The sequence below is a fragment of the Nocardia sp. NPDC056564 genome (genome assembly GCF_042793755.1).
In the GTDB taxonomy this organism is placed as follows: domain Bacteria; phylum Actinomycetota; class Actinomycetes; order Mycobacteriales; family Mycobacteriaceae; genus Nocardia.
In genome coordinates this window covers 52,927-71,181 of the sequence record NZ_JBHTUR010000013.1, presented here as the reverse complement: position 1 = coordinate 71,181, position 18,255 = coordinate 52,927, and the positions used below count along the sequence as shown (strand labels likewise).

Sequence of the window (18,255 nt, the reverse complement as noted above, 5' to 3'; positions counted from 1 at the left end):
GCGCCTACGCACCCCCAAGCGCCCGCCACGAAGGGTGACCCGATCCGAGTTCGGGTCCCACCGCCGCACCACTCTTGATTTCCCGCACCGAGAATCGCATGCGATTTTCGGTGCGGGAAATCAGAAGTGGTGCGGGGGCGTGATGCCGCCGTCGGAACCCTTGGTCAGCGGAGCATTTCGGCGACCAGGAACGCCAGCTCCAGCGACTGCTGGGTGTTGAGGCGCGGGTCGCAGGCGGTTTCGTAGCGGCCGGAGAGGTCCAGGTCGGAGATGTCCTGGGCGCCGCCGAGGCATTCGGTGACGTCTTCGCCGGTGAGTTCGATGTGCAGGCCGCCGGGGTGGGTGCCGAGGGCGTGGTGCACCTCGAAGAAGCCCTGGACCTCGTCGACGATGCGGTCGAAGTGGCGGGTCTTGAAACCGGTGGAGGCCTCGTGGGTGTTGCCGTGCATCGGGTCGCACTGCCAGATCACCTGGTGACCGGTGGCCTGCACCTTCTCGATGATGGGCGGCAGCACGTCGCGGACCTTGCCGTTGCCCATGCGCGAGACGATGGTGAGCCGGCCGGGCTCGTTGTTCGGGTCGAGCCGCTCGACGTACTCCACCGCCATGTCGGGCGTGGTGGTCGGGCCGATCTTCAGGCCGATCGGGTTGGCCAGCAGTTCGGCGAGCGCGATGTGCGCGCCGTCGAGCTGCCTGGTCCGTTCGCCGATCCAGAGGAAGTGCGCGGACAGGTCGTAGAGCACCGGCTCGCCCGCGGCGTTCTCGCTCAGCCGCAGCATGGCGCGCTCGTAATCGAGCACGAGCGCCTCGTGGCTGGCGTAGATGCGGGCCGACTTCAGGCTAGGGTCGTTCACCCGGCAGGCGGTCATGAACGCGAGGCCGCGGTCGATCTCCTCGGCCAGCGCCTCGTAGCGGGCGCCGGCGGGCGACTTGGCGACGAAGTCGCGGTTCCAGTCGTGCACCTTGTGCAGGTCGGCCATGCCCGCGCCGGTCAGCGCGCGCACCAGGTTCATCGCGGCGCTGGCGTTGGCGTAGGCGCGGACCAGGCGCGACGGATCGTGCTCGCGCTGCGCGGCGTCGGCGACCAGCGCGTTCACCATGTCGCCGCGGTAGGACTTGAGGCCGAGCGAATCGGTGTCGGAGGAACGCGGTTTCGCGTACTGGCCGGCGATACGCGCGACCTTGACCACCGGCAGGCTGGCGCCGTAGGTGAGCACCACGGCCATCTGCAGCAGGGTGCGGATGTTGCCGCGGATGTGCGGCTCGGTGTTGTCGGCGAACGTCTCGGCGCAGTCACCGCCCTGCATGAGGAACGCCTCGCCGCGAGCCACCTCGGCGAGCTGCTCGCGCAGGTCCTCCACCTCGGCGGGCACGCAGATCGGCGGCACGCTCTCCAGCACGGTGCGCATCTGCGCGGCCTGTTCTGGATCCCACGACGGCTGCTGTAGCGCGGGGCGGGCCAGCGCTTCGTCCAACCGCCTGCGCAACTCAGTAGGCAGCGGTGGCAGTTCCGGCAGGCGATCGATCGGTACGTCGACGGTCCAGTTCACTCGTTCAGAATACGGATGAGTCGGACGAGCGTGGTACCCACCATAGGGGTGTCTCCGGCCACCACCCCGCGGATCCGAGCCCGCCTGCGAATCCGGCCCCTCCCCCGCTTAGGGTGATTGTTCGGAAACGTACGCCCGGCCGAACCGGCGCCACACCGAATTGCTGAGGAGTAGACCGATCTCGCTTCGATACTTTTACGACTGCGAATTCATCGAGGACGGGGTCGTCATCGACCTGGTCTCCATCGGTGTCGTGTGCGAGGACGGGCGCGAATACTACGCGGTGTCCACGGAATTCGATCCGGACAAGGCGGGCCCGTGGGTACGCAGGCACGTGCTGCCGCAGCTGCCCTCGCCGTCCTCGCCGCTGTGGCGCAGCCGCAAGCAGATCCGCGACGACCTGTACAAGTTCCTGGTGCCGCGTTCGTCGGTGGTGCCGGAGCTGTGGGCCTGGGTCGGCGCCTACGACCACGTGGCCCTGTGCCAGCTGTGGGGCTCCATGGTGGACCTGCCCACCAGCTTCCCCCGCTACACCAACGAGCTGCGCCAGCACTGGGACGCGCACGGCCGCCCCGAACTGCCCCCGGTCCCCCCGGACGCGCACGACGCGCTCGCCGACGCCAGGCACAACCTGGCCAAGTTCGAGGCCATCGAGGCGTCTCGGCGCAGCGCGCCCCGGCTGTAAGCACAACGCGAAGGCCCCGAGTCGGTTTCGACTCGGGGCCTTCGGTTTTCAGCTGTCAGTGGCTGTGCTTGCCACCGAGTTCCTTCTCCTGACGCGCCTGCAACACCTTGAGCTGCTTGTGCTCCTCGGCGTGCTCGGTCTCGAAGTGCTGCTCGCTCTCCTGCCACGGGTCCGCCCGCAGGAAGCTGCCGGTACCGGGCTTGCCGGCCGAGCCGAGCTTGCTCATCTTCTTCGGGACGGTCGCGCCCTGGTACTCCAGCGGGATCGGGTGGCCGTGGTCGTCGACCGGGCCGAGCGGCTGGTGCACCTCGATGTACTCACCGTGCGGCAGCCGCTTGATCACGCCGGTCTCGATGCCGTGCTCGAGCACCGCCCGGTCGCTGCGCTGCAGGCCGATGCAGAACCGGTAGGCGACGAAGTACGCCAGCGGCGGCACGACCAGGATGCCGATGCGGCCCATCCAGGTGGTCGCGTTCAACGAGATGTCGAACTTCAGCGCGACGATGTCGTTGACGCAGGACAGGGTCAGCACGACGTAGAAGCCGATCGACATCGCGCCGATCGCGGTGCGCACCGGCACGTCGCGCGGACGCTGCAGCAGGTTGTGCCCGGCGGTGTCGCCGGTCAGCCGCTTCTCGATCCACGGGTACATGATCAGCACGGTGAACACCAGGCCCATGATCAGCGCCACCCAGAACACGGCCGGAACCGTGTAGCGACCCAGGTAGAGCTCCCACGGCGGCATCAGACGCGCCAGGCCGTCGGTCCACATCATGTAGAAGTCCGGCTGCGAACCCGCGGACACCTGAGACGGGTTGTACGGACCCAGGTTCCAGATCGGGTTGATCTGGAACAGGCCGCCCATGATGCCGACGATGCCGAGGGTGAAGGCGAAGAACGCGCCCTGGTCCGCGGCGAACACCGGGATGATGCGGGCGCCGACCACGTTGTTCTCGGTGCGGCCCGGCCCGGGGAATTGGGTGTGCTTCTGGTACCAGACCAGCGCCACGTGCGCGGCGATGAGGGCCAGGATGATGCCGGGCAGCAGCAGCACGTGCGCGATGTAGAGGCGCGGGATGATGATCGTGCCGGGGAAGTCCCCGCCGAAGATCAGCCAGTGCATCCAGGTGCCGGCGATCGGGATACTCATCGTGATACCGCCGAACGCGGCCCGCAGGCCGGTGCCGGACAGCAGGTCGTCGGGCAGCGAGTAACCGAAGAAGCCCTCGAACATCGCCAGGATCAGCAGCAGCGAGCCGATCACCCAGTTCGCCTCACGCGGCTTGCGGAACGCGCCGGTGAAGAAGATGCGGAACAGGTGCACGATGATCGACGCCGCGAACAGCAGCGCGGCCCAGTGGTGCACCTGGCGGACGAACAGACCGCCACGCACCTCGAAGGTGATGTCCAGCGACGTCTCGTAGGCCCGCGACATGGTGACACCACGCAGCGGCTGGTACGAGCCGTTGTAGACGACCTCGGTCATCGACGGATCGAAGAACAGGGTCAGGTAGACACCCGAGAGCAGCAGGATGATGAACGCGTACAGCGCGATTTCACCGAGCAGGAACGACCAGTGGGTCGGGAAGACCTTGTTGATCGAGCGCTTCACGAACGCGGCGGCTTGGTACCGCTCGTCCATCTCGTTAGCCTGTGCGGCGGCAGAAGGGCTCATGCCTGCACCTCGCTAGCGCTCGGTTCCGGCATGTGCCCTGCACGCTGACACATGATTCGCTCACTCCGTTCGCTCATGAACGACGCTCCCAGTAGGCCGGGCCGAGCGGCTCGATGAAGTCGCCGTTGGCGACCAGGTAGCCCTCGGAATTGACGGTGATCGGCAGCTGCGGCAGTGCGCGAGCGGCGGGACCGAAGACCGGCTTACCCCATTCGGTCGCCAGGAACTGCGACTGATGGCAGGGGCAGAGGATCTTGTTGGTCTGCGACTCGAACAGCGACGTCGGGCAACCGAGGTGGGTGCAGATCTTCGAGTAGGCGAAGTAGTCGCCGTAGTTGAAGCTCTCCTGGCCCTTGCGCTTGATCGCCTTCTGCGCGTCTTCGGTGCGCAGGCGGATCAGCATGACCGCGTTGCGGATACCGCGCAGCGACTGGAGCGTGGCGTGCTCGTCGCCGCGCCACTTCTCCTTCCAGGGGAACACCGTCTCCATGCCGCCCGCGTCCATGTCCTCGGGCCGGACCAGCACGATGTCCTCCGGGCGACCGGTGTCGCGGCGGATGTAGATGGTCTCGCCCTCGAAGTCCGGGGTCCAGCCGGAGACCCACAGCGGCGACTTCTCCCGCTTGGCCCACGGGTTCTTCACCATGCCGCCGACGAACACCAGCAGCGCGCCGATGCCGAGCACACCGACGCCGGCGCCGGCCGTGCGGGTGATCAGCTTGCGGCGGGCCAGCGTGGAGGTCTCCAGCGCGTCGGAGAGCTCGGCGACCAGGGTGCGGCGCTCGACCTCGGGCGACGGGCCGTCGTGGCGGTCCTGGATGGACAGCTCGGCGGGGATGAACATCTTGCGGATCAGCACCACCGCGACACCGATGACCAGCACCGAGACGCCGAAGGTGACACCGACCAGCGGGGTGAACAGCGAGTAGGCGGTGTGGCCTTCCTCGTCGGACGGCTTGAACTTCCACGGCCAGAACAGGTACACGCCGATCAGCGCCGCCGCGGCGATGCCGGACACGGCGAACCAGAACGCGACCGCGCGCTCGGCGCGCTTCTCCGCGCGGGTGCCCGGAACCGGGAACCGCTCGCGCCGGTAGGCGACGTCGACGCCGTCCCGCTCGGTGCCGAGCTTGACCAGTTCGTCGCGGGTCATCGCGTCGAGTTCGGCCTCGGTGTAGTCGCGCTTCACCGCGTGGCTGTCGGACTCCGCCACCGCGTGGCCATCGGACTCCGCCACCGCGTGGCCGTCGGAATCGGCGACCACCTCGTGGGAACCGTGGCCCGTGGATTCCTTCGACGGCTCGCCGCCGTCGTGGCCCTCATCCGGCCGACCCATGTCGTTTGGCTCCTTCTCGTTCTCGCTCATGACCGTGACCCGATCCAAATCGCGGCACCGACGACCGTCGTGATACCGATCACCCACATGACCAGGCCCTCGGTCGCGGGACCGAAGCCGCCGAGGTCCCAGCCGCCGGGGGCCTTCTCCTCTTTCGCGTTCATGACGTAGGCGACGATGTCGCGCTTCTCCTCCGGCGACAGCTGCCGGTCGGAGAACTTCGGCATGTTCTGCGGGCCGGTCATCATCGCGTCGTAGATCTGCTGCTCGGAGGCGGGCTCCAGCGGCGGGGCGAACTTACCGGAGGACAGCGCGCCGCCGCGGCCGGTGAAGTTGTGGCAGGACGCGCAGTTCATCCGGAACAGTTCCGAACCGCGGGCGATGTCGTCGCCGCGCAGCGACTCCTGCGCGATCTCGCCGTTCGCGTCGCGGACCACGGTCGGGCCGCCGCCGTTGGCCGCCACGTACGCCATCAGCGCGTCGGTCTGGTGCTCGTCGAACTTCGGTGGCTTGCGCTGCGCCTGGGCCTCGTTGCGGGCCATCGGCATGCGGCCGGAGGACACCTGGAAGTAGACGGCGGCCTCGCCGACGCCGATCAGGCTGGGACCACGGTCCTGAACGCCCTGCAGGTTGGCACCGTGACAGGTGATGCAGGAGGTGTCGTAGAGCTGGTTACCCTCGCGGATCAGCGCCGAGGAATCCTCGTTCGCGGTCGCCCGCTGCGGGTCCGGCGTCAAGGCCGCGGCCAGGAAGCCCGCACCGACGAGGCCCACCAACAGCGCGAGCCCGCCCGCGATGCGACGGCGAACGCGGCGCTGCCTGCGTGTCTTGCTGGCCTCGCCGTTCCCGTTGCTGGCGGGCTCTGGCGCTGACGGGGGAGATGAACTCATCTGTGTCCCTTTGGAGTAGACGGAACCGACGTGTGCAAAAGACTGGGTAGCCCGACTCAGCGGACGAAGTAGATCGTGGCGAACAACCCGATCCAGACGATGTCGACGAAGTGCCAGTAGTACGAGACGACGATCGCGGCGGTGGCCTGCGCGGGGGTGAACTTACTGACCTTGGTGCGGATCAGCAGGAACACGAACGCGATCAGACCGCCGATGACGTGCAAACCGTGGAAACCGGTGGTGATGTAGAACACCGAGCCGTAGGCGCTGCTCGAGATCGAGGTGCCTTCCTTGACCAGGCTTGTGTACTCGTAACCCTGGCCCGCGACGAACATCGCGCCCATGATCAGCGTGATGACGTACCAGCGGCGCAGGCCGAACACGTCGCCACGCTCAGCGGCGAACACGCCCATCTGGCAGGTGAACGACGACGCGACCAGCACGGTCGTGACCGGCACGGCGAGCTTGAGGTTCAACTCGGTCGGTTCCGGCGGCCAGACGCCGTGCGCCTGTGCGCGCGCGACGAAATACATCGCGAAGAGGCCGGCGAAGAACATCAACTCGCTGGACAGCCAGATGATGGTACCGACGCTGACCATGTTGGGCCGATTCAGCGAGTGCACACGCTGGGTAATGGCCGATCCGGGGGTCCCTACTGCGGTCGTCACGGGGGTAAGTATGACTCGTCGTAGTACGACACAAGTACCCGGGTGCGAAACTTGTGCCTCCGTGTCGGAAAACCCACGGACAGACAGCCTCTCGACCAGGGCTCGGCGTGTTGAGGTCGAGCCGCCCGCGGCGCGGCGGCATCGGTCGGAACGTGTTTACGTGCCGGGTCCGCGTGCCCTCGGGTAGCTGGACCCAGCATGACAGGTGTGCGTAAGTAAAAGCTGAGATGGAGGCGATGTGGCAGGGCGTTTGTGGGGTCGGCTGTTCGGGCGCGGCGGGCAGGCGCCGCTGGATCCGAGCCGGGCCGATCTGGTGGTGGTCGCGTCGAGTTTCGATGACGCGGAAGCGTGTTCGGCGGCGTTGGCGCGGGCGAGCGAGCTGGTGCCGGACGCGGACGCGGTGCTGCGGCATCATCTGCGGATTCCGCCGGAGCAGGTCGAGGCGGTGTGTGCGATCGCGGCGCAGGACGGGTACGCGCCCGCCCCTCGGGTCGGAGGGCCGGGGACCGACGCGTGGGAAACCGTGATTCTGCAACGGGTGCAGGTGCTCGACGCGCTGCACTGTTCGCAGGAGCGTTCGCGGATGGCCGGGCTCGCGCAGCGGCACGACGGGACCGCGGATGGGTGGGATGCGCTGCAACCGCGGCCGGCGGCCGGACAATCCGGGTCCGGGGTTTAACCACAGGCTTTGGCCTGAACGGGGGCAGTAAGCTGCTTCGCGACAAACTGGTGTGCAACCAGTGTGACGGGAGAAAGTTACTTCATGAGCGTGCGCAGCTGGCCCCAGGTACTCGGAACCCTCGCCGACGGTGGCGACCTGGCCGCGGACGACACGGCATGGGCGATGGACGAGATCATGTCGGACAACGCCACCCCCGCGCAGATCGCGGCGTTCGGGGTCGCCATGAAGATCAAGGGACCGACGCCCGAGGAACTGACCGGGCTCGCCGCGGGCATGCTCGAGCACGCGCGTCTGGTGCACATCGACGGTGACGCCGTCGACATCGTCGGGACCGGTGGTGACCGGTCCGGGTCGGTGAACATCTCCACCATGTCCTCGATCGTGGTGGCCGCGGCGGGGGTGCCGGTGGTCAAGCACGGGAACCGCGCGGCCTCGTCCAAGAGCGGCGGCGCGGACGTGCTCGAATCGCTCGGGGTGCGGCTGGCGCTCGGGCCGGAGGCGGTGGCGCGGTGCGTGCGCGAGGTGGGGATCGGGTTCTGTTTCGCGCCGGTGTTCCATCCCGCGCTGCGGTTCGCCGGGGCGGCGCGTAAGGAAATCGGGATTCCGACGGTGTTCAATGTGCTTGGGCCGCTGACGAATCCGGCGCAACCGCGGGCCGGGCTGGTGGGGTGCGCGTTCGCGGATCTGCTGCCGGTGATCGCCGGGGTGTTCGCCGCGCGCGGCGGGAGTGCGTTGGTGGTCCGGGGGGACGACGGGCTCGACGAGATCACCACGTCCGACACGACCACCGCGTGGGTGGTGTCCCGGGGGCAGATGCGGGAGACGACCATCGATCCGAGTCGTCTCGGCATCGCGCGCGTCGATCTGGAGGCACTGCGGGGCGGCGACGCCGAGGTCAACGCGGGTGTGGCGCGGAGCGTGTTCGCCGGAACGGGCGGCGCGGTGCGGGACGCGGTGCTGGTGAACTCGGCGGCGGCCATCGTGGCCTACGACATGTCCCAGGGGACGGTCGATTTCGCGGCCGACGTGCACGACGCGCTGGCCGGCGGGCTCGAGCGGGCCGCCGAGGCGATCGACTCGGGCAAGGCCGCGGCGCTGCTCGAACGGTGGACGAAGTTGACGGTCACGCTCGGGGACCGCTAGCCAGGGGCGGACCCGGTTCTCCGTGCGGACGGGGTCACGCCGGCGCCCTCGGTCGGTCACTGTGCATGTGGCTGGCTGGTGTGCCGTGCCCGTTTCCAGCTCGGCGGGCACACACTTGTCGGGTCGGCGGGCACGACTTCGCCGCTGGACAGCGGGCACGACTTGACCGCTCGGCAGGCACGACTTAGCCGTTGGGCAGGCACGCACATGGCCGTTAGGCAGGCACGATTTAGCCGTTGAGCAGGCACGACTTGACCGCTCAGCGGGCATGCACTCGGCACCTCAACAAACACGACTTCGCCGTTGGGCAGGCACGGCTTGACCGCTCAGCGGGCACGACTTCGCCGTTGAGCAGGCACGGCTTGACCGCTCGGCAGGCACGACTTCGCCGTTGAGCGGGCACGACTTGGCCGCTCAACGGGCGCGCGCTTGGCCCGCAGCCGGCACGACTCTGCCGTTCAGCAGGCATGGCACTCGGCCCCTCGGCGGGCACGCATGCGCGGGCGATGTCGTGCGCGGCGGGCAGCTGCGCCAGATTGTCGAGTCCGGCGGATGCCGCCATCCAGGTGTCGCGGGCGGCCGAGTCGCACAGGTGCAGGTCGTCGAGCGTCGAATCGCACGCTGCGCGCAAACCGTGGACATAGAGATAGCTGAAGTGCATAAGATGAGGTCAGCTTGATAGCTGGACAGACGCATCTACGTAGAGCCGACTCGGCGCGGCAGCGGCGAACGGCTTCGACCGGCGAGGAGCACAGCATGCGGCGCAGCGTTCGTGCAGGACTCGGGAGTCTTTCGGTGGCCGCCCTCTGCGCCGCCGCTCCACTGGCCGTGGCCGACGGATGCGGATTGTTCGTCGGCGGGGTGAATTACACCGACCGAAACGGGTGTGTCCTGCTCGGCGAGGACGCGCCACGGGATTTCCAGAACGACACCGACAGCGTGGTGACGATCTATGCCGACGCCACCTGCGGGGGCATATCCACCGGGGTCCTCTCGCCACACGACAGCGGCACCTACACCGGCAAGTCGATGATCATCGGCTGATCCGCACACTTCCCGGCGAGCACCCCGGCTCCTACCAACGAGGAGCAGCACATGAAGCACAGCATTCGGGTAGCACTCGGGGCACTTTCGATGGTGGCCGTTTGCGCCGTTCCGACGGCGGCTGCGGCCGAGGGCGAATTGATCGTCGACGGTACCGATTACGGCGGCACGTCCGGCTGCGTCGACCTCGGGCCGAACGCGCCGCGCAAGTTCAAGAACAACAGCGACCGGCTGGTGACCATCTATATGAACACCCACTGCGTCGGTGCCGCCTCGGGAATCCTGCGCGGGCGCTCGAGCGGCACCTACACCGGCAGTTCGATGTTGCGCAGCTGAGGCTCACTCCCCCAGCGAGAAGCCGGCCTCGGTGTCCGCGCTGGCGTAGGACTTGAACGCGATGTGCGTGATGGTCCGCGCGACGCCGGGGACCTTGTCGAGGCGGTTGGTCACCACCTCGGCGATCTGCTCGTGGTCGCGCACCCGCACGATCGCGATCAGGTCCACGTCACCGGCACAGGAGTACACCTCGGTCACACCCTCGGTGTCCGCGACGGCCTGCGCGGTCTCCGGAATGCGGCCGTTGTCGGCGTCAATCATCACGATCGCGGTAATCATGCGCTCAGCCTAAGCGGTCCACGTACGCATCCTCAGCGGGTTGGGCGTGCGCCGCCGCATCCGCCACCTCAGCCCACCCGACCCACCGCCCCGCCCCATACATCGGCTCCCGATACCCCTCCGTACTCCGCACTATCCGCACCCCCGCCCGAGCCAGCCACCGCACAACCAACCCCACCTCCTCCGGCGAGGCCCCCCGCAACGGCGGCACCCCAACCGGCACCCAACCCTCCCCGGACACATCGCCCCCCGCGACCGACCCGGCCGCGACACCAGCGGCCGACTCACCACCTTCCGCAGAATGAGCCACCCCACCCTTACCGCCCGCCGAGACGCGGCCCATCGCCTCACCACGCCCCGCCGAATCATCGCTCGCCACAGCACGACCCGCCGCGAGAACACCCTCGGCCACTACCCCTCCACCACCACCCACCAGGTTGCGGCTCATCGCATCACTGCCTGCCCTGTCACCGCCTGCCGCATCCTGATCTGTCATTTCAGGTTTTGCCACGCTGCCACGAGCCATCGCGTCTATATCTACCGCGTCATCAACGACAGCTGCGCCGCGATCAGCCATCCGGACGCGGTCTTGCGTGGTGTCATCCGACATATCGCTGTCTGCCATGTCACGGCCTGCCGCGTCGTTGCGTCGCTCGGTGACATCGGCTGTGCGGTCAGTCATTCCCTCGATGCTCGTTGCGGCGCCGTTCGGCACGTGGAAGGTCAGAGCGCCGGCTCTCAGCGCTGCGGTCCTCGTCACGCGACGGCCGGTCGGACCTGCACCCGCCGCCCGGTGGGTCGCCGCATCGCCCTCTGCTGCGGTGTCATCGTTTTGGTTCGCTATGCCGCCGTCGGGCGCCGAACCTTCGAGCTTCCCGGCATGACCCGGCGGGATCGCCTGTGTGTGCTCAGCGGCGCGGGCCGGACTCGGCGCGAAGGCCGGGCTGGGTACGGGAATCGGGATGTCCGCGGCGATCTGGCCCTGGGCGGAGAAGCCGCCCTCCGGGATGACGGTTTCGGCGGCGGCCACGAGTTGCTCGACCACCGCCATCGGCGGGACTCCCCTGACCGCGTTGCCCGCGGCGGCCAGCCGTCCGTAGCGGATGACGGCGAACTCCCAGCCGCCCGCGCCGTCGGGGTGGGCGGCGATCAACTCCGCGATGCGGGCGACGGCGGCGAGGCGCTGGGTGCGGTGCAGGGCGCGAACCACGGCGGCGGTTCGGTCGCGCAGGCGGGCGGCGGCCTCGAAATGTTGTGCGCGGGAGTGGGTTTCGATGCGGTCGAGCATGGTGCGCAGCGGGGCGTCGGAGTAGCCGGCGAACAGGGCGCGGACGAGCGCGGGGGCGGGGGCGTATTCCTCTGTATTAATAGGAGCGCCGAGGGCGGCGGCGGGACAGCCGCCGACGAGCGCGGGCGGGCAGTCGTGCAGGGCGCGCCGGGGCAGGCGGGTAGTGCATGTGCGCAGGCCGGTGTATTCGGCGATGATCACCGCCAGTTCCGTGGCGTCGGCGCGAGAGTTGAACGGGCCCAAGGAATCCCGGTTCGGCGTGCGGACGACGGAGAAGCGCGGGAAGGGTTCGTCGGTGAGCGTGATCCACCAGGCGCGCTTGGGAAACTTCGACCGGCGGTTGTACGGCGGGGTGTGCGCGACGAGCAGGCGCAGTTCGCGGACCCCGGCCTCCAGCGCGTGCGCGCAGACCACATGATCGACCCGGGTGGCGAGGGAGACCATCTCCTTCATCCGCCCGCGGGTCTCCGAGCCGGTGAAGTAGTTACGTACGCGCCGGCGCAGATTCACCGCGGTGCCGATATAGAGGACCTCGTCGGCGGGCCCGCGGAACAGGTACACGCCGGGGCTGGCGGGCAGGTCGTTGGCGAGTACCCGCTTGGCGCGCTGACGCGGGGTGACATCGGGCAGATAGTCGACGAGCTCGGTGAGACTGTGCACGCCCTGATTGCCGACCCGCGCGATCAACGCGTGCAGCACGTCCACGGTCGCGCGCGCGTCATCCAGCGCGCGGTGCGTCGGTCGCGTGCTCGCGCCGAGCAACTGGGCCAGCGCACTCAACCGGACCGAGGGCGCCTCGTCCCGCCCGAGCACCCGCCGGGCCAGCTTCACGGTGCACAGCACGGTCGCCGCCGGCCAGGCCATGTCGTGCGCCGCCGCGGCCGCCCGCAGGAACGCCATGTCGAACCGCGCGTTGTGCGCGACCAGCACCGCGCCTGCCGCGAACTCGAGGAATCCGGGCAGCACCGAGGCGATGTCCGGGGCCGCGTAGACCATCGCCGTGGTGATCCCGGTGACCTGGACGATGGCCGGCGGCACCGCACGCCCCGGATTGACCAGGGTGGCGAACTCGCCGAGCACCTCACCGCCGCGCACCTTGACCGCGCCGATCTCGGTGATCGCGTCCCCACCCGGACTGGTCCCGGTGGTCTCCAGGTCGACGACCACGAAGGTGGTGTCGAACAGGGGCGTGTCGAGGTCGTCGAAGACCAGTTGCCGAGCGGCGGCCTTGCGCGGTGCGGGGTCGGACACGGGCTGGAGCGTAGGCGGTGGGTCCGACAAGAACGGGGCGCGCGCGGGCAGGGTTCGGCGCACGCGGAAACCCCAGGAAATGTCTGAATTACACCGTGCGTATTTATGGTTCGGTACCCACGAAATGATCTAGAACGCCAAAAAGTGACATAGGTCACACTGTCGCATAAAACGTATCAATCGGTCGGGCGTGTCGGCTGACGCGGACGGGCCGCTTCGGGCTCGCTGTGACGGATCACAGCGAGTTGTCCGACCGACCAGTGTTCAACGCGCAGATGTCCCCGAGATGAACGTAGCGACCTGGGGAAATGTCCAATCGGCTCACTTCCCGGGCCCGGTCGGGCATGGCATCGCTGACCGAGATAGCCGCCGCGAAGCTCGCCGACGATTACGCGTCGTTATCTTTTCGTGATTGCTGGGACATATCTCACACTGATTAAGCCCGAATTCAGACCCGCGCACGCATTCGGCAGTCGGCGGACTTTACAAACCCCCGTGATGTGTTCGTAACCTTTTCGAGACCTCACGGAGTCCGACGCACCAACCGGTGCGAACGACACGAAGTCCGCGGCACCAGTCAGGGTGCGGCGTCGTGGGGCAGATTGGGAGTACCGCATCATGACGACCAAATCCGTCAAGCGTTCGGCGCAGCGTGCCGTCGCCGCCGGGGCCGTCGGCGCTGCCACCATCGGCGCGTTCCTGCTTCCGGCCGCCCCCGCATCGGCGCAGCCGGTGAACATCCCCGGCGTCGGGACCTTCGAGGTGCCGAACGAGATCCAGATCCCGCAGGGCATCCCGGGCATCGAACTGCCGGGCCAGGCCCCGCTGCCGTTCGTGGCCCCGAAGCGGACCATCGGCGAGGAAGCCCTCGACGCCGCCATGAGCAAGCTCGGCGCACCGTACGTGTACGGCGCCGCGGGCCCGAACGCGTTCGACTGCTCCGGCCTGGTCAAGTGGTCCTACGAGCAGGCGGGCCTGGAGCTGCCGCGCACCAGCGGCGCCCAGCTGTCCGCAGGCACCCCGGTCTCGATGGACGACCTGCAGCCGGGCGACCTGGTGTCGTTCTACGGCGGCGGCCACTCCGGCCTGTACGCCGGCGACGGCAATGTCGTGCACGCGTCCACCGCGGGCACGCCCGTGCAGGTGGCCCCGATCTCCTCGATGCCGGTCGCCGGAGCCCGTCGCTTCTGACAAACCGCTGGTCGGGCCGTACGTTGCGGCCCGACCCCCGGGCGGCCGCTGTGATCATTTCGTTCTCTACTGGACATAGACGCAGGCCGTTCCGTAACCTAATCGAGACCTTCTGGAATTACCCGAGGCTCGCACAGCGCAAACCTCGTTTTCGATGAAGGTGCTCATCGGTTCGGATCGTCGGTTCCACCCAGATCGTTTCACGAGAGAGCGGGGCAAGGCAGGCTGTGGCAGCTCACCGGAGACATGGCACCCGACGTCTGGTCGGCGGCGCACTGGTGGCCGGAGTCCTGGCCACCACCGCCCTCTACGGTGGCAACCCGGCCGGAGCTGATCCGGTCGCCTTACCGACCACGGCCACCGAGGCCGTGCAGCGGATGATCGACCTCTCCCGCCAGTCCGAGCAGCTCAATCAGCAGGCCTTGGACGCGCAGTCCGATCTGGACGCCAAGCTCGTCATCCAGCACGACGCCGACGCCAAGCTGGCCGCCAGCACCGACATGGTGAACCGCGCCCGCGACGAGGTGCGCAAATACCAGCCGATCATCGACCGGACCGCGATCGCCGCCTATCAGGGCGCGCGCACCAACCGTTTGTTCGCGGTGCTGGTCAGCGATTCCCCGCAGCAACTGCTCGACCAGATGTCCACGCTGGACGTGCTCGCCGCGCAGACCTCCGCGCAGCTCGATCAGTACAAGGTCGCGACCGACGCCGCCGACAAGGCCGAGACCGTCGCGCGCCGGGCCGCGGACGAGGCCCGCGCGGCCGCCGAGAAGGCCGACACCGTGCGCGCCGACCTGGAACGCAAACGCAGCGACCTCGGCGGCGCCATCGCCCAGGTGGTGCAGGCGTGGGGCGCGCTGTCCACCAAGGACAAGTCCGCGCTCGCCGGTTCCCCGTTCCCGCCCGGCTTCGACCGCGACACCCTGCTGCAAGGACTGGTCCCCGGCAGCGGCACCAGCGCGTTGGCCGCCGGCCTCACCCGCATCGGCGACCCGTACGTCTGGGGCGCGACCGGCCCGAACCAGTTCGACTGCTCCGGGCTCGTGCAGTGGGCGTTCAAACAGGTCGGCAAGAACGTGCCAAGGACCAGTTCCGCGCAGGCGACCTACGGCACCCCCGTGTCGAAGGACGAACTACAACCCGGCGACGTCGTCTTCTTCTACTCCGATATCTCCCACGTAGGCATCTACGCCGGCAACGGACTCATGCTGCACGCCTCCACCTTCGGCGTTCCGGTAGCCGTCGCCCCCATGGGCTCCACGCCCTACAACTCCGCTCGGCGATACTGACCAACTATGAATGGACATAGCCTGTCCAACCCCAAGCCGCGGCGATGAGTGGCGTGCGTGGGTTGCGGGCGTGGTGGTCGGCTCGGCGGCGGTTCGAGTTCTGTCTGACGGTTGCGATAGTCGTCGCGTTCACGGGGTTCTGCGGGGCCCTGGTCATGCTGCCGAACTCGGCGCTGCCGAAACCGCATGCGGCCAAGGAGACCGCGGATGTCGCAGGTCAGGTTCCGGCCGGCGATCCGCGGCTGGCCGAGGTGCGGCGCAGCATCGAACCGTTCGGCTCGATCGTCGCCCGCCAGGTGCCGACCGGTGACGGGCAGCGATCCCTGGTCGTCGGCCATCCCGCCCAGCGCGTCGAAATCGACATCCTGGAACGCGAACTCGCCGCCGCCACTACTGCGGTCAGCGAGGTGTGGGGCAAGGACTGGGCGCAGGCGACCACAGTCGTAGTCGCCTCCTCCCCCTCCGAGTTCGCCGGCCTCGTGCACGCGGGCGGCATGTCCCCCGAGGTCGCCGCCGCCTCGGTCGCCGACCCGTTCGCGCCGGGCACCCAGCCGACCGGCCAGCGCATCGTGTTCAGCCCCGACGCCGGCCGCCGCCTCGACCCCGAGGGCCTGCGCACCCTGCTCCGCCACGAACTCACCCACATCGCCACCCGCGCCGAAACCCGCGACGGCGCCCCGCTGTGGATGCTCGAGGGTTTCGCCGACTACATCGCACACCACGGCCAAGGCCACCGCTTCGCCGACATCGCCCCCACCCTCACCGCGCAGGTCACCCTCCGCAACCTCCCCGGCGACCTGCCCGCCGACGCGGAATTCTCCGGCCGCAACGCCGCCGCCACCTACGAACAAGCCTGGTCCCTCTGCGCCTTCATCGCGGACAAATACGACCAGCCCCACCTCGTCGACCTCTACCGCCAAATCGCCGCATCCCCCCAAACCCCCGCCACCGAAGACCACATCCTCCAAACCGCCCTAGGCACCAACCGTGCCGACTTCATCGCCGCCTGGCGCACCTGGCTCTCCACCCAAACCACCTGACCCGCACACCTTCTGACATCCGCACCCGTGTCAGCCCGGCAAGTCGACATGCGAGAAATCAGCCGATGTGCGGCTGTGGTCGCGGTCGCGGTGGGCTGACCGCCGTGCGAGAACACGCCGCGCGAAGTAGCGAAACGGGCAACACAGTAGGTTGTCACCATGGCCCGAACTCTGCTGGTGACCAATGATTTCCCGCCGCGGCCGGGTGGTATTCAGTCCTATCTGCATGCCTTGGCCGGTCAGCTCCCGCCGGACGATCTCGTCGTGTACGCCCCGCGCTGGCGCGGCGACAGTCACCTGAAATTCGATGCCAAACAGAAGTTTCAGGTGGTCCGCCACCCCACCACGCTGATGCTGCCGACCCCGCTGGTCATGCGCCGAGCCGCGCGCCTGCTCCGCAGCGAGAAGTGCGACACCGTGTGGTTCGGCGCCGCCGCCCCGCTCGCGCTGATGTCGCCGGTGCTGCGCCGCGCGGGAGCCGAACGCATTCTGGCCAGCACGCACGGGCACGAGGTCGGCTGGTCCATGCTGCCCGGCGCGCGGCAGGCGCTGCGGCAGATCGGCGAGCACACCGACGTGATCACCTACGTCAGCAAGTACACGCGCGGGCGTTTCGCCTCGGCATTCGGCCGCAACGCCGCGCTGGAGTACCTGCCGCCGGGCGTGGACACCGACGCGTTCCGCCCGGATCCGGCCGCGCGCGCCGAACTGCGCGACCGGTACGGGCTCGGCGACCGCCCGACCATCCTGTGCCTGTCCCGCCTGGTCCCGCGCAAGGGCCAGGACGCGCTGATCGTCGCCATGCGCGAGATCCGCGACCGGGTCCCCGGCGCGGTCCTGGTCATCGCGGGCGGTGGACCGTACGAGGAGAAGCTGCGTCAGCTCGCGATCGCCGCCGGCATCTCCGACGACGTCATCTTCACCGGCCGCGTCCCCTCCGGCGAACTCGCCGCGCACCACACCCTCGCCGACGTCTTCGCCATGCCGTGCCGAACCCGCGGCGCGGGCCTCGACGTCGAGGGCCTCGGCATCGTCTACCTCGAAGCGTCCGCATCGGGCGTGCCGGTGGTCGCCGGCCGCTCCGGCGGCGCGCCGGAAACGGTCATCGAGGGCGAAACCGGGCGCGTCGTCGACGGACGCTCGGTCCAGCAGATCACCGATGCCCTGGTAGACATCCTCTCCGACCCCGACGCGGCCGCCAGAATGGGCGCCGCGGGCCGCGCGTTCGTCGAGGACCGCTGGCGCTGGGACACCCACGGCGTCCGCCTCCGGCAACTCCTGCGGTGATCACCACTGCTGCGTCCAGGCCCCGATCCGATACGCTCACCCTGTGAGCCAGCGAACCAGAGACGCAGCGCCCCTGCGTACGACGGAGCCGAGCGCTAGCGAGGCGCAGTCGTGAGCGAGCGCAGCGAGCGAACCAGAGACGCAGCGCCCTTGCGTACGACGGAGCCGAGCGCTAGCGAGGCGCAGTCGTGAGCAGCATCCAGGTCGCCGATCAGACCTTCGTCGCCGCGCCGGGCATCGCCGTCGCCGATGTCCTATCGGCACCGAACAACTGGCGCCGCTGGTGGCCGGACCTCACCCTCGTCGTCCGGGAAGACCGCGGCGACAAGGGAATCCGCTGGACCGTGTCCGGCGCGCTGGACGGCACCATGGAAGTCTGGCTGCAACCCATGCTGGACGGAGTGATCGTGCACTACTTCCTGCACGCCGAACCGCGGCCCGCACTGCCGCCGAACCGGTTGGCCGCCGCCAACCGCGCGCGCCGCGTCGCGGGCCGCAACGTGTCGTTCGAACTCAAATCCCGGCTGGAGGCAGGTCGCCCGGCCGGTGTCGCACCCGCGCACGCGTCCTGACTCAGTTTTCACCGGTCGCCGTCCCCACGTTTCACCGCTGAAAGGA

16 protein-coding genes and 1 pseudogene are annotated in these 18,255 nt (G+C 68.6%); 10 read left to right on the top strand and 7 right to left on the bottom strand.

From position 1 onward, the window contains the following. Positions 1-164: 164 nt before the first annotated feature. The gene (locus ACFQ9K_RS28560; RefSeq protein ID WP_375917688.1) at positions 165-1,550 is read right to left on the bottom strand and encodes a class II 3-deoxy-7-phosphoheptulonate synthase; all 1,386 of its coding nucleotides are present in this window, start codon (positions 1,548-1,550) and stop codon (positions 165-167) included. A 163-nt stretch (positions 1,551-1,713) separates the two neighbouring features. On the opposite strand from ACFQ9K_RS28560, the gene ACFQ9K_RS28555 reads away from it, so the two are divergent. After that, on the top strand, positions 1,714-2,235 hold the full coding sequence (locus tag ACFQ9K_RS28555) for a polyadenylate-specific 3'-exoribonuclease AS (protein WP_378983851.1): 522 nt from the start codon (positions 1,714-1,716) through the stop codon (positions 2,233-2,235). 55 nt (positions 2,236-2,290) lie between these two features. Here ACFQ9K_RS28555 and ACFQ9K_RS28550 read toward each other — a convergent pair whose 3' ends face one another. The 4 genes from ACFQ9K_RS28550 to ACFQ9K_RS28535 all read right to left on the bottom strand — a co-directional run bounded on the left by ACFQ9K_RS28550 (position 2,291) and on the right by ACFQ9K_RS28535 (position 6,804). Beyond that, complete coding sequence (locus ACFQ9K_RS28550; protein ID WP_378724402.1) at positions 2,291-3,910, bottom strand: cytochrome bc complex cytochrome b subunit; 1,620 nt, start codon at positions 3,908-3,910, stop codon at positions 2,291-2,293. Between the two features lie 73 nt (positions 3,911-3,983). Further along, on the bottom strand, positions 3,984-5,246 hold the full coding sequence (locus tag ACFQ9K_RS28545; protein WP_378724400.1) for a ubiquinol-cytochrome c reductase iron-sulfur subunit: 1,263 nt from the start codon (positions 5,244-5,246) through the stop codon (positions 3,984-3,986). A gap of 26 nt (positions 5,247-5,272) precedes the next feature. Next, positions 5,273-6,136: a c-type cytochrome gene (locus tag ACFQ9K_RS28540; protein ID WP_191094313.1), complete on the bottom strand. Its 864-nt coding sequence runs from the start codon at positions 6,134-6,136 to the stop codon at positions 5,273-5,275. A gap of 56 nt (positions 6,137-6,192) precedes the next feature. Then, a complete protein-coding gene (locus tag ACFQ9K_RS28535) occupies positions 6,193-6,804 on the bottom strand; it encodes a heme-copper oxidase subunit III (protein ID WP_375917698.1) in 612 nt (203 codons plus the stop codon). Positions 6,805-7,042: 238 nt separating this feature from the next. On the opposite strand from ACFQ9K_RS28535, the gene ACFQ9K_RS28530 reads away from it, so the two are divergent. The 4 genes from ACFQ9K_RS28530 (at position 7,043) to ACFQ9K_RS28515 (ending at position 10,009) form a co-directional block, all read left to right on the top strand. Further along, positions 7,043-7,483 carry a hypothetical protein gene (locus tag ACFQ9K_RS28530; RefSeq protein ID WP_378724397.1) on the top strand — a complete coding sequence of 147 codons (441 nt, stop codon included), beginning with the start codon at positions 7,043-7,045 and terminating at the stop codon, positions 7,481-7,483. Between the two features lie 84 nt (positions 7,484-7,567). After that, the gene (gene trpD, locus ACFQ9K_RS28525; RefSeq protein ID WP_378724395.1) at positions 7,568-8,629 is read left to right on the top strand and encodes an anthranilate phosphoribosyltransferase; all 1,062 of its coding nucleotides are present in this window, start codon (positions 7,568-7,570) and stop codon (positions 8,627-8,629) included. A gap of 756 nt (positions 8,630-9,385) precedes the next feature. After that, on the top strand, positions 9,386-9,673 hold the full coding sequence (locus ACFQ9K_RS28520; protein ID WP_378724393.1) for a hypothetical protein: 288 nt from the start codon (positions 9,386-9,388) through the stop codon (positions 9,671-9,673). 51 nt (positions 9,674-9,724) lie between these two features. Continuing rightward, the gene (locus ACFQ9K_RS28515; RefSeq protein WP_378724391.1) at positions 9,725-10,009 is read left to right on the top strand and encodes a hypothetical protein; all 285 of its coding nucleotides are present in this window, start codon (positions 9,725-9,727) and stop codon (positions 10,007-10,009) included. 3 nt (positions 10,010-10,012) lie between these two features. On the opposite strand, the gene ACFQ9K_RS28510 is transcribed toward ACFQ9K_RS28515, so the two are convergent. Continuing rightward, positions 10,013-10,288 (bottom strand): Lrp/AsnC family transcriptional regulator, encoded by a 276-nt coding sequence (locus ACFQ9K_RS28510; protein WP_378724389.1) that lies wholly within the window; start codon positions 10,286-10,288, stop codon positions 10,013-10,015. 1,003 nt (positions 10,289-11,291) lie between these two features. After that, a pseudogene (locus ACFQ9K_RS28505) lies at positions 11,292-12,827 on the bottom strand (DEDD exonuclease domain-containing protein); the annotation flags it as partial. A 618-nt stretch (positions 12,828-13,445) separates the two neighbouring features. Here ACFQ9K_RS28505 and ACFQ9K_RS28500 point away from each other — a divergent pair. From ACFQ9K_RS28500 to ACFQ9K_RS28480, 5 genes are all read left to right on the top strand, one after another. Then, the gene (locus ACFQ9K_RS28500) at positions 13,446-14,018 is read left to right on the top strand and encodes a C40 family peptidase (protein WP_378724386.1); all 573 of its coding nucleotides are present in this window, start codon (positions 13,446-13,448) and stop codon (positions 14,016-14,018) included. 227 nt (positions 14,019-14,245) lie between these two features. After that, complete coding sequence (locus tag ACFQ9K_RS28495) at positions 14,246-15,310, top strand: NlpC/P60 family protein (RefSeq protein WP_378724384.1); 1,065 nt, start codon at positions 14,246-14,248, stop codon at positions 15,308-15,310. A 44-nt stretch (positions 15,311-15,354) separates the two neighbouring features. Next, entirely contained in the window at positions 15,355-16,350 is a 996-nt protein-coding gene (locus ACFQ9K_RS28490; RefSeq protein WP_378724382.1) for a hypothetical protein, read from the top strand. A gap of 159 nt (positions 16,351-16,509) precedes the next feature. Continuing rightward, entirely contained in the window at positions 16,510-17,637 is a 1,128-nt protein-coding gene (locus tag ACFQ9K_RS28485; protein ID WP_378724380.1) for a glycosyltransferase family 4 protein, read from the top strand. Positions 17,638-17,825: 188 nt separating this feature from the next. Continuing rightward, positions 17,826-18,209 carry a polyketide cyclase / dehydrase and lipid transport gene (locus tag ACFQ9K_RS28480; RefSeq protein WP_378722163.1) on the top strand — a complete coding sequence of 128 codons (384 nt, stop codon included), beginning with the start codon at positions 17,826-17,828 and terminating at the stop codon, positions 18,207-18,209. Positions 18,210-18,255 lie beyond the last annotated feature (46 nt).